The sequence below is a fragment of the Agromyces italicus DSM 16388 genome, from assembly GCF_000421545.1.
In the GTDB taxonomy this organism is placed as follows: Bacteria; Actinomycetota; Actinomycetes; order Actinomycetales; family Microbacteriaceae; genus Agromyces; species Agromyces italicus.
Window position 1 is genome coordinate 394942 of record NZ_ATXF01000004.1, and the last position, 14686, is coordinate 409627.

Sequence of the window (14686 nt, forward strand, 5' to 3'; positions counted from 1 at the left end):
TTCTGGAGTGCTGGTGGCGGTCAGGAGCTCAGCCATCCGACGAAGCGCTCCCAGAGGCTCTTCGCCGGAGGAGCGGGCGCTGCCTTGGGCGGAGCGGTTCGCTGCTTGGGTGGGGTCGCGGTTGATGCCGTTCGACGAGGCGGTGCTGAAGCTGCAGGCCTCGGCGGGCAGGCACGCTTCGTGGCTGTCAGATGCGACTTGGGGATGTCGAGGCCCTTGGATGTGAACCATCGTTCGTGATCGAAGGTGATGAAGGGCTGGCGGCAGTCGACGCACAGCTTGGTCGAGTCCAGCTCGGCGGATTTCTTCACGCATGTCGCGCAACGCCCGTATGAGAGATCGGCCTTTGCGGTCGGAGTTCCGCAGTCCTTGCATCGGATGAGCTGACAGTTCGAGCAACGGCCGTCCACCATGTACCGCGTGGGAGTCTCTTTGCCGCAGTTGGCGCACGCTGCATTGTTGCGCTTGCGATTGCACTCCCAGCATCGCCCGTCTTTGAGAGTGTCGGGATGCTTGGGCTTGCCGCAATCCGCGCACCTCGATTTGTTCTGGTTGCAGTCGTAGCAGAGGGACGGCTCGAAGTATGACCCGCTGTCTTCGTTCCACAGCCCGACGATTGCATTCGCGCGACCGCACTGGGGGCAGTCGTGGATGGGTGTGTCAGGGCGGAAAGCGCGGAATCGGAACGGGTAGACGTCATCTGACATCGGGTCGAAGTCGTCAGCACTGCCAAATACCGCTCTGTACTCGCGGAAGGCGTCGAGCCATTCGTTCGCGGTTGGGCGGCGGGTGGATCGCGTGCCGTTGCGGTGGAAAGTGTTCCAGAAGAGACGCTTGACCTTGAAGGGGAGGTGGCTCCACATGAACTTCCAGTTGCCCTCGGGCTGATCTCTGTCGGATGGCCCTTTGAACTGGAAAGCGAACTTGCCTTCAGCGATCAGCGCTGCGAAGTCGCTACCGTCCGCACCTGCGCGCGCATATGGGAATTGTCCCGTGATCAGGATCATGAAGAGCATGGTTGCGACTGCGAACCGTTCCTCTTCGACGGTGCGAAGCGCGTCGGCGTACTCGCCGTTGATCGTGGCCGCCGTGAACATCGGGGTTCCGACTGGGCACGGGTAGCCCTCGATCTGCCAGGAGTCCGCGTCGATGATCCAGACGTTCTTGTGTTCGTCGACCATGACGTTCTTCGGGTTGATGTCCCCGAGAAGAATGTTCAGAGAGTGAAGGTATGCGACCTTTTCGAGGAACGAGATACAGACGTCGACCAGATCGGCCTTCGTCCAGTTCGGGTAGACCCTCTTGAATCGCGCGGGTCGCATGATCGTGGCCTGGAGCTCTTTGCCGGACGCTCGCGGCATTGTGTATCCGACGAACTCGCCCTCACTGTTGAGGATCATGCTCGTCGGGAACGCGATGCCCTGTGACTCGAGCACGTGCGAGAGTAGGAGGCCAATCTTCGACTTGCGGTGCTCAGTTCGGTGATCCTTGTCGAAGATCTTGACTACCTGACTGTAGTCGCCCTCGACGGCGAACACGGACCCCTCGCCACCCACTCCGAGCATCTCACCGAGCATGACCGCCCGCTTGGTTTGGGGGGTTTCTCCCGTAACTCCGTCGCCCGTCTTGGGGATGGAGGTGGGTGCGAGGAGTCGATCGGTTGGCTTGAGCGCGGTCACACGGCGGAATGCCGAGGGCGTTGAGGGGCCAGCTGGCGTCGAAGGCAGGCGGATGCTCCGGCGGTCGGTGTGCCTCGCGTCGATCTCGTTGACCGCGAATGTACGCTTGAACGCGTCGAGCAGGGGCGCAAGCATCTCGACTTCCGCGTGATCCTTGGGCTTGCCGAGCCCCTCCTCGATGTGCCGCGTCATTCGGGCGAGCTTTCTGCAGGCACGTTCGTAAAGGGCTTGGTCGGGGTCCACGGCGAGGCGACCGTCTGCACACACGGTTCCTGCGACGAGGTGGCGCTGCGAGGCTGCGCCCAGCAGGCGGATTCGCATGCGCAGGGTGATGTCGTTCGTAAGCAAGCACATGTCGTACCTGCCCCCGAAATGCGTGAACAGGTCGACGAAAAGATCGTCAGCGTACGGGTTCGAGCCGTCACCGAGGTCCTTGCGGATGAACCCGGCGGCAGCACCCGACTCCAGTGCTGTGAGCCATTGCCCGGCGCGATGTACAGCTGCTGCGCGCTCTTCCGTGAACTCGGACGTATCCAGGCCGCTCTGCTTGGCAAGCTCGTCGATGACTTTAGACGGGACCACGATCCCGTTGTGGTTCCGAAGCGCGATGTCCATGCACCGTCCGAAGAGCTTCTTCAGGCCTCCAGCGCGATCGGGATCGGTGTCCATGAAGACGTTCGTATCGATGAAGAGTCGATGGTCGGTCGATATGAACTCTTCTGGTGCGAAAACTGCCGATTCTGACCTCTCCGCGCTCACCTGCCGCGGTCCCATTACCGAGCTCGGCGGCTGGACGGCTACATACGGGGCTAGAGTAGGTGTTGCGCGAGGTGCGAGTGGGGCGCTGGTTCGCGGGCTGAGCGAAGTACTCCTATCGATCTCCAGTGCTGCACGCAGTCTTCGGGCTACTGCGGGCTCGATGCTCGATGATGGGCCTTTCACGTACTCGCCCATCTCTTTGAGCTTGGAGAGTACGACCTTCGAGTCGATTCCGACTTCGGATGCGATCTCGTGCACGCGCGGCTTGCTTGTCCGAGTGCGGATCCCGATCGCCGGTGCGATCGGTGCGATCGGTTCGATCGGTGCGACCGACGGCGTTGGCGATGCGCTCCGGTCGGCTTCCAGTGCTGCACGCAGTCTTCGGGCTACTGCGGGCTCGATGCTCGATGATGGGCCCTTCACGTACTCGCCCATCTCTTTGAGCTTGGAGAGTGCGATCTTCGAGTCGATTCCGACTTCGGATGCGATCTCGTGCACACGTGGTTTGGCGGCCACGTCACTCCTCTCGTTTGTGACCGGCGCGGAAGGTCACATTGCTATGGAAACGGGGCGAACGGGACGAGAACTCGTTCATCAGTTCGGCGGCCCGCTCGTGACTCACTTGGCGTTCACGCTGGTACGCCACGATTTCGTCAGCGGGCACTCGATGATGGGTGCCGACTTTCACAGCCTCGATCTCCCCCGAATCGATGAGCTTCATCAGGGTCGCCCGCGAGATCCCGAGAATGGTGGCCGACTCGGTAGTCGTGTACATGTCTTTGACCGGCACAACGACTGCTCCGGATGAGTACTCAGTCTCTAGGAACTGCAGGAGCTTCTCGGCAAGGGATCGGGACACCGTCATCGACACCGACACCGGATCCTCTTGTTCGGCCATGGCGGCACGAAGAGTCTGCATAGCCTCCTGGACTGACTTCACCACGACCACCTCTCTCTGTTGCAACTGTTCTGTAAGTGCTGTAACTGTAACGAGAGCGACGGCGTCCGTCAAGGTTCGAGTTTGGTCGATCTGAAGGATCCAATGTGCCGAGAGGGATAGTCGTTCTATACAGGTCGGCAAAGCGGCAGCGCTGCAGCCGTGAACGCCTGCGCCTGCTGACCGACGAGCCGCCGTACCTCGCATGACGACTGGATGGCTGCCTGCTCCATCGCCGCGACCGCGGCGTCGAGTTCGTCGACGGTCGGTGCCGTCACGGCGACGAGGCCGGTGACACGAAGGACACCGTGGCCGGCGGTGAGGTCAGCTTCTTGCTGCAGCACGTCGCCGTACTCCGCGGTGGCGGAGGCATCCTCGATCTGACCAATTCGGCGGCGTTGGTGGGCGTCTGAGATGAGTTCGGTCTTCTTCTTGCGGATGTCTCGGGCGGCCTGATCGGCGCGGACGGGCAGGTAGTGCAGGGCGACCGTGCGCAGGATGCCGTTGGTGAAGACGAGTGGGGCGAGGAAGCCGGGGTAGACCTGTGATCGTGGCCACTCGCTGATCCAGAGGACGGCGTGGAACGCGGTGTCGGTGCGAAGGCGATCCCAGGTTTCGGTGACGGCGACGGGGCCAGCGGTGGCGAGGTCGCGCCCGACGGCCGGGTGGCGCTCGAGGTCGACGCCGACCGTTGGGTCGTAGACGGTGCGCAGGGCGGCGGCGAGCTCAGCAGCCGTGAGCCAGCCGCCGACGATGAGGTCGGCGGCGCGAAGTGCGCTCGAGATGGCGGTCATTTCTTGGCGGAGGACGGCGGCGGCGCCGCGCATCCCGCCGCCGTTTGAACGCACTTGTCGGGCGGCGGCGTTCAGGTCGAGCGCGACGCTGATGGTGGTCGCGTGGCGTTCGCCGGCGGGGCCGGCGCGTTCGATGAGGTCGCGGTAGGTGTTGGCGGCCCAGGAATCGTCGTCGGTGCCGTGGCATTCCCACCATTCGGCGAGGCCGGTGCCGGAGTCTGGGAGGGTGCGTTCGTTGACTTGGATGCGCGCGATGCGTCCTGAGCGGCAGGCGCCGGCGAGAACGCGTCCCCATCCTTGAACGCGGCGGTGCTGTTCGCCGGGATCGACGAGAGCGAAGGCCGGGTGGGAGATCGCGATGATCGCGGTGAGGGTCTGCTGGTGTGGGTCGTGAATCATGACCGCGCCGGATTCCGGATCGTGCCATTCGCGTAGCGATGCGGCATCGCCGGGCAGGGCCAGGGTGCCGACTGGCCTGGGGCGGATGATGCGGCGTCGGTACGTGAGTTGCCCGCGCGCGACGCGCAGCATCCACTTGGTCGTGACGGGAACCCATTCGACGAGCTTGCGCCCGCCGAGCGGGACGACGGCGGTCAGAGCGGCCGCGCCCCAGAGAGGCGACGTCCAGGCGACGCCGGATGCCCCGGCCGTGTAAAGCGCTGACACGAGAGTGAGGAGAGCGAACGTGAGCGCGATGAGCTGCGGCGCGGAGAGGCCGAGCAGAATGCCTCGCTTCGTCAGCCTCGAGAACTGCACTGGGGCGAGTTTGTATTCGTGAGCGGTGTCGGCGTGCATGGGTCAGGCATCCTTTCGGGTCGACGGTGGCGAGGTCGCGGGCGTGCTCGGGGCGGGCGGGCGCGGGTGGGGCGCCGGGCCGGGCGGCGCGGAGGCGGGTGGCAGAGGGGTGACCGAGGCATCCGCCGCGCCGAATTGGGAGTCAGCGGCGTGGCCGATGTTGCTGCCGAACTGGTGCCCAGCCTGCGCAGTCGCGCCGACGACCTGCGCGCCGGCGACGGCGGCGATGCCGATCGGACCAGCCGCAGCGCCCGCGCCCGTTGCGCCTGCTCCGGCGCCGCTGCCGGCTGCGCCGCCACCCGCTGCCCCAGCGCTGGATGCTCCGGCGGAACCGCCAGCTGCCGTACCTGAAGTGCTGCCCGCTCGAGCTCCGGCATGCCCAGCGGTCGCGACGGTCGGGACAGGGCCACCGCCCTGGGCGCCCTTGTTGTCGCTTCCGCTTGCGCCGCCGTCGAGGATCTTCTTCGCGTTATCGATGCCAGGCCCGCCGGGCACCGGCACAGGCCGGTTCAGTGCCGACTTGGCCTCTTGCTCGCTCGACATGGCGTGGTACATGTCGAGGCCGACGAAGTTGAGGAACTTGTACGTGATGTATGGGGCGAACGCGGCGACAAACATCAGCACGATGCCAGCGATCGGATCGCTGATCGAGGCGAGGTCGGCGTCGATCGGGGCGGCAACTTGCGCGATAGCGACGAGGAAGATCACGACGAGCACGAGTTTCGAAAGCACAAGTGCCAGGACGAAGGCGATCCACTTTGAGATCCAGCCCTTTGTGGCATCCCAGGTCGCCCCAGCCAAAGCGATTGGCCCGAACACGATCGCAACCAGCAGCAGCGCCTTGCGAATCAGGAGGGAGAACCACACGATCGCGGCAGCGCTGATCGCGAGGGCAGAAAGGAAGATCGTGACGATCGCGCCGACGCCAGGGGCAGCGATGTTGACCGTCGCGAGTCCGCCGGCGAGGAGGGCGATGCGGTCGCCCATGCCTTCCATGGTGTTGCCGGTTGCCTGCACGATGCCGATCGAGAGTTGGTCGGTGATCTCCAGCAGGAGGGCCGTGAGGCTGACGATCACGAACGAGCCGAGGATCGACTTGGCCAGGCCGATGCCGGCGCGGGGGAGAGCGGTCGGGTCGCGGTGCACGAGGCCGGTGATCAGCTGCAGGAAGAAGAAGATCAGGGTTACGAACACGGCCACCCCGAAGAGGACGTTGAATACTTCGAGGTAACTCGGGTCGGTGACGTCGACGAGGGTGGTGGTATCGAAGGCGGTCCAGACGGCCTCGAACATCCATGCGGCCGCGGCACCCATCGCGGCGGCCAGCCAGTCGAATGGTGCAGTGACCAGCGAGGCGGTGCCCTCGCCGACCGCGGTGCAGACTTCGGCGATGACTGGGATGTCGCAGACGCTCATCGTGCGGCCCTGAACGGCGCGGCGGTCTCAGACGGCCTGGCCGACGTTCCAGAAGAAGTTCGTCAGCGTCACCGCCGCGCCACAGATGACCGCGGCTCCGCAAGCGATCAGTACGCCGGCCTTACCGCGCGAGGCTAGGTGTGGATTCGACGAGTTCGCGCCGAACCCCCACACGATTGCTGCGACGATCAGCGCGAGCACCGCCATGATGAGGCCGATCGTCATGACGGCGCCCACGATGATGCGGAGTTGATCGATGCCGGGTAGGCCGGTGCCGTTGGGGTCGATGTCGATCATGTCGCGCTCCTCAGCCTGATTGAAGGGTCGACTGGGAGGTGTGCGACTCACACCACGATGAGCCTTCTGGCAGCACAGTTGCGCAACGAATATGATCAGGCGACGGCTCGTCAGGAGCGCCAATACGAAGGCGCGGACTATCGAATGAATCCGTCGTCCTCGGCACCGAGTTGAGGTGGCAGGTCAGAGGAGGATGGATGCTTAGGAGCACATGCGCGGGAGTTCGCATCGCGCAGCGGCCTGACAACATCACGATCCGCGGCGTTGTCATGCCGTCGCTAGGAGTATTGGCCTACATGCCCAAGCCGTTGGTTGGTCTCATAGACGTCAACGGCATCGAAGGCGACTTCAAGGTCATCTCAAGCTGGCACGGCACCGGTGATGTCCCTTGGGTCGTTTCGACGTGGGACGAGAACGGCATCGATGCGGAATGTCGCTTGGCGACGCTAGTCCCAGAGCCCGAGCTGAACCAGGTTCGTGTCGACCTGATCTTGGCCGGAGACGAGGAATGGGACCGCGTGAGTGCCGGTTATCTCTCACGCGAGGATGCCGCGAAGGTCACACCACGAATTACTGACGCGTTGGACGGCGGCCTCCTCCCAGTGATGTATGCGAAGATCGCTGGCTCCCAGCCCTATTACGACGTGACCGTGAGTGCACAGCTACGCTGAACGGCGACCTTCGTCGCGAGATCAGAGCGACAGTCCAACGCCGAGCAAGAAGTTCGTCCAAGTCACCCCGAGCCCAGCGAGCGCCGCAGCACCACAAGCAACCCAGAAGCCGAGCCGGGCCCGGGTGGCGGTTTGGTAGTGCCCGTTCGCGGTGGCGAGTGCCCAGGTGGTAGCGCTGATGATCATCATGAGCACGGCGAAGATCAGGACGTAGGTCATGAGGGCGCCGATGATGTTGCGGAGATCGGCAGCGGCGCCGACAGCACCGAAGTCAGGGAAGATGTCCATCTCAGTTCCTTTCGGGGCGGCATCCGGCGAGGGCGACCTCTGCGTCGCCGATGCCGGCCGCGCCGTGTTCGGCGAGCCAGTCGAGGGCATCGACGGCGGGTTGGCCCTGTCCGTCAGGGTGGATCTCGAGGTGCAGGTGCGGGCCAGTGGACTTACCGGCAGAGCCGACGTCGCCGATGTGTTGACCGGCGGCGACGCTGTCGCCCGCATCGACATGGATGCCCGATTCGTACATGTGCGCGTAGTACGTGGCGACGGTCTGGCCGGCGACCGTGTGCTCAAGGATGATCAACCCGCCGTAGGTGCCGCGCGGGCCGGCGAAGACGACGCGGCCGTCGGCGACGGCAAGGATCGGGGTGCCGCCAGGTGCAGCGAGATCGCTGCCGGCGTGAAAGGCGCGGGCGCCGGTGACGGGGTCGGTTCGCCAGCCGAAGCTGTCGGTGCTCGTGTAAGTGCCATTCGGGAGAGGGAAGACGATCTGCGTCGTCTCGGGCACGCGGGCGACGCCGCTTCCTGGGCCGGTCGAGCTCGAGCGGGTGAGGGCGGCGAGAATCGTTTCGGCGACGGGCTCGTAGTCGCGGTAGCGATCCGGGTAGGCACTGACCTCGACGGCTTGCGCAGCCGCGCCGCGTTCGAGCTGCTGCCAACTCGGGATATCGAGCAGACCCCGCGGTGAACCGTCGTTCGGGCCGGATGGTCCGCCGTAAAAGGCGCGGGCCTGATAGTTCGGATCCATGAGCTCGGCGACAGTGCCCCATCCTGAGGCCGGGCGCATCTGGAAGAGCCCGAGGGAGTCGTGGTCGGATCCGATGCCGTCGTTCGGGTAGTCCGCCGATTCGGGGTAAGCGCTGGGGTTGGCAAGCATTCTGAGGCCCGACTCGGTGAGCGCCGCCATGAGCGCGACCATCACACCGTCGCGGCCGACGCCGGCGATCTGCGAACCGATCGTGGTAATCGTGGCCGCATGCGTCAGCTGCCGACGGTTCAGCGTGAGAGTCTGGCCGCTGCTGGTTCGAGTGGTGAGGGAATCGGGGATGCTGCCGACGATGAGCGAGCCGACCGTGCACGAGCGCGCGGCCGGGTTGACGAGCGCAGCGACGCCCACGAGCCCGGCGGGCGGGCCGATGAACATGAGCACTAGCAGGATGAGGAGGAGCTTCTTCACCGGACGGTCATCCTCACTGCAGCGGCGCGTCGGGGCGCGACAGTCGCAGCAGTCGGCACGACACGTCGGTCGGGCAGTCGATGAAGACGGTGAACGACACCAGGCGGGAGCTCTCGACGAGCTCGCGGTTCCAAACGCCTTCGCGGTGGGCAGTGCCGGTCACGGTGTAGGCGACTGTGGTCTTCGAGATCTGACCAGCGGATGCCTGTGCGCGGGCGGTAGTCCAGGCATCCGGAACCTCGACCGTTTCGATGTCGAGGCGCTGCCGAGTGCCGTAGGTCTGCAGTTGTTTCCAGACAGTAGAGGCCGGGAGATAGGCGCGCACATCGGTGGCAACGCCGACCGCCTCTTCGGCGTCCGCGACGTCGACGAGCGACTGTGCCCACTCGGCGGCGTTGTCGGGTGCTCGGGTGTCCCAGTCGAAGAGCGACCGAGCGACGCTGCGCGCGAAGCGTTCAGGGTCGGATGTCGCGGCGATCGGGTGCGGCGCGGAGATCGGGTCGGGTCGAGTTGATGCCGTGTTCGCCGCCGACGCTGGACGGGACTCGTGCTCGGCTTCGACCGCTGGCCCGCGCAGTAGTCCGTAGATCCCCATCGCGATGAGCGCGAGCAGGATGCATCCGCCCGCAACCAGAGCGATGATCAGTCGGCGACGACGGGCGAACGGCATTGTCGGCTCCTCTGCAGCGTCTCGATAGCAAGGTCATGAGACAGGTGCGCGAGGTCAGCGGGCGCTCGCCTGAGCCCGGCTCCGGAGCGCTCGGATCCCCTCGGCGAACTCGACCGTGCCGGCGACCGTCGACTCGAATTGGTCCCACTGCTCATCGGTGAGTTCGGCTGCGATCTCGTCGAGGTCGAAGCGCAGCCACCACTCCCACAGGTCGGACCACTGCAGCACGAACGCCCGGATCGGCAGCTTCACGATCTCATCGCCCGCGCTCACAGCCCGTCGGCTACGTCGCTTCGACCGAGATTCTGCTTTGACGCGGGCGAGTGCTTCCGTCGCGAGCTGCTCAAGGTCCACAGGCATGGTCGGTCCGTCGACCGCGTGCAGCTGCGTCGCCACTGACCGGAGCGCCGGCTTGACCGGCGCGCCGCCGTCGATGGCGACGAGTGCTCGCGCCGCGTCGGCCCGGAGCTCGTCCGTCGCATCCTCGTCGTCGACGATCTGCTGCAGCCGACCAACGCGTTCGTGCGTGTTGTACGAGCGATTGCCGGTCACCAACTGCGCTGCCTGCGCGCGGGTATCACCGGAACCCCGACGGAGCGGTGCCGCACCGGGTGCGGCACCGCGCAGGTGGACGCCGCCGACCCCGAACCGACCGGTCGCCTGCCGCCTCTGGGCATCCTCGGCGAGCAACTGCTTGACCTCGCGATACAGCGCCGCCGCCTCGGTCGGGGCGAGCGACTTGTGCAGTGCGTTGTCGTCCTGTTCGGCGAGTAGCCGTGCGAGGTCATCGGAGATCCCCGACCGCACCCAGACGCTCACTGTCCGATGCCCGAGTTGGCGCAACGCTGCGAGCCGCCTGGCCCCGCAGACGAGGTCACCGTCGGGCGTGACCGTGATCGGCTGCAGCAGTCCCTGGCGTTCGATGGAAGCGGCGAGGGCGTCGATGTCACCGAGGTCGGTGCGGTGGCGGGCGCCGACGCGGATCGAGTCGATCGCCCGCTCGAGCTCGATGTGCCCCTGGCCGTTGGTCATGCCGTCGCCCATGGGGTGTTTACGACGACGTCGGTGACGAGGTCGTCGTCGTGCAGCAAGGCACGCAGCGGTTCGCCGACGAGCAAGCGCAATAGGACGCCTCGGCCCGCGACCGTGTGCTGATGCATCGGGTCGCAGCATCCGAGCAGGGCCTTCAGCATGGCGTGCCAGGCGCGCTGCGGCAGGTCGAGTTGGGCGCGGGCCGCGTAGTCGCGGCGTAGGGATTCGTAGGCGGATGCCCGTGACGGTGCATCCGCCAGACGCCCGCAGATGTACTCGACGCCGGTGCGCGCCCGGTCGCTCGGCCACCCAAGCAGGGTGAAGAGGGTGATCGCGTCGTGAATGGCGGCCCGCACGTCCACGTCCGGCGCCGAATCAGCGTCGGGAATCGCGTCGGCGGCAGCGGTCCGGAACGCCGGGTGATACTCGGGCAGTTCATGCTCGCGGTCGCTGAAGCGCTCGGCATCGTGGAACACCGACACCTTCGCCCGCCGCGCCTGATGTACCGAGCACAGCAGCCCCTGTGCACGTTCTTCAGCGATGCACGTGACCTGCACAGCGCGGGTGACCAGCGCCCACGGGTCGTCCGCGCGGACCGTCGCTGGGGCGCGCATCGCGTCGAACGCCGCGGAGGCGGCCTCCCACGGGTCGAGTCTGTGCTTGCGGGCGAGGGCCGAGTACTTCTCGGCGGCGTACTGCAGGAGGGCGTTGGCTTCCGGGTCGGTGCGCCAGGCTCTGCCGTCGGACTCCTGCATGCGCTTGAGCAGCATCCTCAGTCCTTCGGAATTCCGAAAGGCTTCCGGTTCGCGTTCCCGCGTCGAACACCAGTTCATCGCGGCACCTCCCGGCTGTTCAGTGCGGGTTGCCGCGGTTTGCAGGATGCTCATGACTCACCGCCGTCCCAACCCGGGGCGGGCAACCTGGGGGTGCTCGGGGGAGCGGCCGAACTCGGAGAGGGGTGGCAGTTTCGCCGCCCGCTCTCGGATCGCCCGCCGGGTTGCCGCCGGCGCGCGGCGGAGCCGGCGGGCAAGGTCGGCTTCGAGATCAAGCCCGCGACCGGCGATGCGGCCTGTACCGGCGCTCAACAGGTCGGATGCCCGGACCCACACGATTGCTGGCCGCCGTGCGGGTCGCCTCGGGTCGTGGGCGGGAGCCGGGTCGGCCTCAGTCGCGGTGCTGCGGGCGGCGAGCGCGGCGCGAATGCGGTCGGCGACATCGTCGGTCGGTGCATCCATGTCCGGGATGCCCGTGCGCCAGTCATCCGCGATTCGGCGGTTCTGCTCGAAATCGTCTTCATCCATCGCTCGCGCCCTCCCTCACGGTGCCGGTCTGCGACGTAGGTGCGCCGAGATGGTCACGCAGCCACCGCCCGATGGTCGACGGGTGCACGCCGAGCTGACGCGCGATCGCCGAGTTCGACCACCCGAGCGCACGCAGGAAGGAAGCGTCGTCTCGGGGTACGAGGGCAGCGGTGGGCTGTTGGCGGATGATCGTGGCCGCCTGCAGGCTCGTCGGCGACTTCGCGGCTGCGGGCGCCGCGGCCTCGGCGGAAGCCGTCTTCCGGGGAGCGCGCATGAGGACCGAGGTCAGGTGGGTGATCGCGAGCAGCACGAGGGGTGGGACGGCTGAGACGGATGCCGCGAGCATGAGCGGCGCCTCTGTCGTGTCGGCGACGATCGCGTGGATGGCGTTCGCGGCGACGGAGATGGCAGCACCGGCGATCAGGAGCATCCACGGATACCAGGCCACGCGCGATCGCGCGAGAGCGACGGCCGCCACGGTCGCGACGACGATGATGCCATCGACAATGAGCGGCCACACCCATGACTGCCCTGCGTCGAGCCCGGATCGGCGCGCGAGGTCGCTGAGCGAAGTGAATGAGAGCCAGAACGCTCCGGCTGCAATGAAGACGGTGCCGACGACAGCGGTGATCGTCGCGAGGCGGACGCCGTCGGGGCGAGGGGGAGTAGTCGGGCGGGTCAGGGCAGGCATCGCGTGTCACCTGTCCGTCGTGGTGGTGACGAATGAGCAGACCAGGGGCCCGGTGGAGTCTGCCTCGAGCCCGGCGGCCCCGGTGGTGTCGCCGAGGCTTGACGGCTGGCGGACCGGATCGTGGTCGCGATCTCGGCATCTGCGAGGCCGGCGCTCGCTGCGGCCGGCGCGAGTGCGGATGTGACGGCGTCGGGTGGGAAGCCTGCTTCGGCGAGTCGGCAGGCTGCCCAGAAGAGACCGGCGTTGCGCTCGCCCTCGCGGAGACGCCCCACCCATCCGGCGAGCCGGTTCGGGTCGGGCGGCCCGGCTGGGGGCGGCTTCGCTGTGTGCGGCCTCGGTAGCGCCTGGCGCGGGTCGACGAACTCGCGGAGCGCGCCGGCGTCGACGGGCTTCGTGTGAGCGGATGACACGGAGCAGAGTCGATACGCGATCCTGCCGTGATCCGTCGCCAGGACCGATGGTGGTGCGATCACATACCCGCCGGTCCCGCGGAAGTCGATGTGGGCGACGGCTGCCTGCCAGCAGCGCTGCGGGCGGGACGGCATCGCAGGGAAGTACACGTGCAGGCCGCCTGATGGCGTGCGAACCCGGGCGAGTTCGCCGTCGACGAGTCCCGCCGCGGCGGCTCGCTCGAACGTGGGGAAGCCCGACCCCGAGGCGCCCTTCGCATCGACATCGACGACGTCGATCCCGGAGGCGCTGCCGGTCGGAATGCCGAGGTTCGCGTTGGGCCAGCGAGCCCACCACTCTTCGACCTGGCCGATGGCGCAGCTTGCATCGTGGAATCCCGCCGAGGTCAGGGGCCGCTTCTCCCCACGGGTGCACGGGAAGACTGGAACGCGGGCACCAGCGAACGCAATCGCCGCATCGCGTGTCGGCAAGCGGTGGGTGAAGAGCAGCAGCTCTGCGACGCCCATCAGAGGCTCCGCACTTCGAGCTGCCCCGGTTGCCGCTCTGCCGACGCAGCGGCGGCCGCCGCGGTGACGCGATGAGCGGGGGCAGACCGATCGAGTCCGGGAGGATCGCCCGCGCCGCCTTGTGTAGTGGGGAGCTTGTCGAGGATGGCGGCGGCGGTTCGTCGCACACGCTCGCCGGTCTCCTGGATCACCTCGACCGGTGTCTTCCCCCGCACGGAGTTCGCCCACGACGACACGTACGGAATTGTGTAGTCGCTCGTATCGATCCCATGCGCTGCGCCGATCATCAGCGCGACCGACTCCGCCTCGACCTCGCCGATGCCACGATGCAAAGTGGCGTCACTCCCGGGATCGTGCATTCGGATGTGCGCGAGCTCGTGTGCGAGCGTCTTCACACGCGCAGAGGTATCCATGTCGTCGCGCACCATGACCGCGCGAGCCCCGAAATCAGTGACGCCGTTCGCACCGCGGGGCTCCGAGGCATCCGTCACCATCGATAGACCAAAGCCCTCGTCGCGAACGATCGCGGCGAGCCCATCCCACAGTCCCGGCGGTGCCTCGCCGCGAAGCAGCCGCGGAACCGGCAGTTCGGGCAGCGAGTGACCGTCTGTCTGCGAGACATCCCAGACGTACGCCGGCCGGACTCCCACCATTCGCGAGCGAACGACTTCGCCGGCACGAGGGCGCTCGTTCCGCCTCAGCCGACGCCACGAGTCCGCGTCCATGGGCGACGAGGTCGCAAAGCGCGCGGTGAGCGGCGCGAAGATCATGTATCCGCGCTGTCCGGCGATCACTCGGCGGCCGAGCATCTGCCACTGCTTGAATCCGGCGACGTACCTCGGCATCGGGTCGGGGACGCGCCCCTGTCGGTATGCAGCGTCGTGCTGCCACCAGATCAGCAGCGTGTTGTTGAAGGATCGCGTGCGGAATCGGGCGGCGAACTCGAGGGCGCGCTTCCACTCGTCGCCGGTCACCAGTGTCTCGACAGAAGCGACGAGTTGTTCGTGCAGCTCGACCAGCTTCGCTTCCCGATCGCGTTGCGGTTGCGGGTTCGTCGACACGGTGACCACCTTTCGGAACGACCGCCGCGCGTCTGAGCGTGGCTGACGCATAGGTGTGCCGGTCTGCGCACGGATGCTCCGGGCGCAGATGAGCGGCATCGCGGAGGCCGCGCGTGCGAGCGAGCGTGGACACCGCGGAGTTCGGAGCTTGCTGGACCACCTCCCTCATTGAGCATGCTCAACGCTCAATTGTCTCTGTTCCTACCACGTGAT

The 14686-nt window shown here is 66.5% G+C and carries 15 protein-coding genes; 1 reads left to right on the plus strand and 14 read right to left on the minus strand.

Annotation, left to right across the window (positions count from 1 at the left end):
- Positions 1–20: 20 nt before the first annotated feature.
- Genes H516_RS21090 through H516_RS0102265 form a run of 5 tightly spaced genes read right to left on the minus strand, consistent with a single transcriptional unit; the run spans position 21 to position 6677 of the window.
- The gene (locus H516_RS21090; protein WP_245561693.1) at positions 21–2954 is read right to left on the minus strand and encodes a translation initiation factor IF-2 N-terminal domain-containing protein; all 2934 of its coding nucleotides are present in this window, start codon (positions 2952–2954) and stop codon (positions 21–23) included.
- 1 nt (position 2955) lies between these two features.
- Positions 2956–3450 (minus strand): helix-turn-helix domain-containing protein, encoded by a 495-nt coding sequence (locus H516_RS17790; protein WP_022888100.1) that lies wholly within the window; start codon positions 3448–3450, stop codon positions 2956–2958.
- Between the two features lie 53 nt (positions 3451–3503).
- Complete coding sequence (locus H516_RS0102255) at positions 3504–4964, minus strand: SCO6880 family protein (RefSeq protein ID WP_022888101.1); 1461 nt, start codon at positions 4962–4964, stop codon at positions 3504–3506.
- A gap of 3 nt (positions 4965–4967) precedes the next feature.
- Positions 4968–6380, minus strand: a complete 1413-nt coding sequence (locus H516_RS22315) for a conjugal transfer protein TrbL (RefSeq protein WP_022888102.1) — start codon at positions 6378–6380, stop codon at positions 4968–4970.
- Positions 6381–6407: 27 nt separating this feature from the next.
- A complete protein-coding gene (locus tag H516_RS0102265; RefSeq protein ID WP_022888103.1) occupies positions 6408–6677 on the minus strand; it encodes a DUF6112 family protein in 270 nt (89 codons plus the stop codon).
- Between the two features lie 296 nt (positions 6678–6973).
- Here H516_RS0102265 and H516_RS0102270 point away from each other — a divergent pair, with 296 nt between their 5' ends.
- On the plus strand, positions 6974–7348 hold the full coding sequence (locus H516_RS0102270; protein ID WP_157432114.1) for a hypothetical protein: 375 nt from the start codon (positions 6974–6976) through the stop codon (positions 7346–7348).
- A gap of 21 nt (positions 7349–7369) precedes the next feature.
- Here H516_RS0102270 and H516_RS0102275 read toward each other — a convergent pair whose 3' ends face one another.
- The 9 genes from H516_RS0102275 to H516_RS0102315 are packed head-to-tail and all read right to left on the minus strand — an operon-like array spanning position 7370 to position 14473.
- Positions 7370–7636, minus strand: a complete 267-nt coding sequence (locus H516_RS0102275; protein ID WP_022888105.1) for a DUF6112 family protein — start codon at positions 7634–7636, stop codon at positions 7370–7372.
- Position 7637: 1 nt separating this feature from the next.
- Complete coding sequence (locus tag H516_RS0102280) at positions 7638–8801, minus strand: M23 family metallopeptidase (protein ID WP_022888106.1); 1164 nt, start codon at positions 8799–8801, stop codon at positions 7638–7640.
- 13 nt (positions 8802–8814) lie between these two features.
- Positions 8815–9471 carry a hypothetical protein gene (locus H516_RS0102285; RefSeq protein ID WP_022888107.1) on the minus strand — a complete coding sequence of 219 codons (657 nt, stop codon included), beginning with the start codon at positions 9469–9471 and terminating at the stop codon, positions 8815–8817.
- A gap of 54 nt (positions 9472–9525) precedes the next feature.
- Complete coding sequence (locus tag H516_RS0102290; RefSeq protein ID WP_026378314.1) at positions 9526–10503, minus strand: ParB/RepB/Spo0J family partition protein; 978 nt, start codon at positions 10501–10503, stop codon at positions 9526–9528.
- Complete coding sequence (locus H516_RS0102295) at positions 10500–11390, minus strand: hypothetical protein (protein ID WP_245561694.1); 891 nt, start codon at positions 11388–11390, stop codon at positions 10500–10502. Before H516_RS0102295 ends, H516_RS0102290 begins: the two co-directional genes overlap by 4 nt.
- Positions 11391–11393: 3 nt before the next feature.
- Positions 11394–11804 (minus strand): hypothetical protein, encoded by a 411-nt coding sequence (locus tag H516_RS21095; protein ID WP_022888110.1) that lies wholly within the window; start codon positions 11802–11804, stop codon positions 11394–11396.
- Positions 11797–12495: a DUF2637 domain-containing protein gene (locus H516_RS17800; RefSeq protein WP_022888111.1), complete on the minus strand. Its 699-nt coding sequence runs from the start codon at positions 12493–12495 to the stop codon at positions 11797–11799. Before H516_RS17800 ends, H516_RS21095 begins: the two co-directional genes overlap by 8 nt.
- Positions 12483–13412: a bifunctional DNA primase/polymerase gene (locus H516_RS22900; RefSeq protein WP_022888112.1), complete on the minus strand. Its 930-nt coding sequence runs from the start codon at positions 13410–13412 to the stop codon at positions 12483–12485. The genes H516_RS17800 and H516_RS22900 overlap by 13 nt, the downstream gene beginning before the upstream one ends.
- Complete coding sequence (locus H516_RS0102315; protein WP_026378315.1) at positions 13412–14473, minus strand: ArdC family protein; 1062 nt, start codon at positions 14471–14473, stop codon at positions 13412–13414. Before H516_RS0102315 ends, H516_RS22900 begins: the two co-directional genes overlap by 1 nt.
- Positions 14474–14686 lie beyond the last annotated feature (213 nt).

Bases quoted from the DNA above. Each gene is read 5' to 3' on its own strand.
- H516_RS0102285 (WP_022888107.1), bottom strand. From the start codon at position 9,471: ATGCCGTTCGCCCGTCGTCGCCGACTGATCATCGCTCTGGTTGCGGGC.
- H516_RS0102275 (WP_022888105.1), bottom strand. From the start codon at position 7,636: ATGGACATCTTCCCTGACTTCGGTGCTGTCGGCGCCGCTGCCGATCTC.
- H516_RS0102265 (WP_022888103.1), bottom strand. From the start codon at position 6,677: ATGATCGACATCGACCCCAACGGCACCGGCCTACCCGGCATCGATCAA.
- H516_RS17800 (WP_022888111.1), bottom strand. From the start codon at position 12,495: ATGCCTGCCCTGACCCGCCCGACTACTCCCCCTCGCCCCGACGGCGTC.
- H516_RS0102270 (WP_157432114.1), top strand. From the start codon at position 6,974: ATGCCCAAGCCGTTGGTTGGTCTCATAGACGTCAACGGCATCGAAGGC.
- H516_RS22900 (WP_022888112.1), bottom strand. From the start codon at position 13,412: ATGGGCGTCGCAGAGCTGCTGCTCTTCACCCACCGCTTGCCGACACGC.
- H516_RS22315 (WP_022888102.1), bottom strand. From the start codon at position 6,380: ATGAGCGTCTGCGACATCCCAGTCATCGCCGAAGTCTGCACCGCGGTC.
- H516_RS21095 (WP_022888110.1), bottom strand. From the start codon at position 11,804: ATGGATGAAGACGATTTCGAGCAGAACCGCCGAATCGCGGATGACTGG.
- H516_RS0102295 (WP_245561694.1), bottom strand. From the start codon at position 11,390: ATGAGCATCCTGCAAACCGCGGCAACCCGCACTGAACAGCCGGGAGGT.
- H516_RS0102290 (WP_026378314.1), bottom strand. From the start codon at position 10,503: ATGACCAACGGCCAGGGGCACATCGAGCTCGAGCGGGCGATCGACTCG.
- H516_RS0102255 (WP_022888101.1), bottom strand. From the start codon at position 4,964: ATGCACGCCGACACCGCTCACGAATACAAACTCGCCCCAGTGCAGTTC.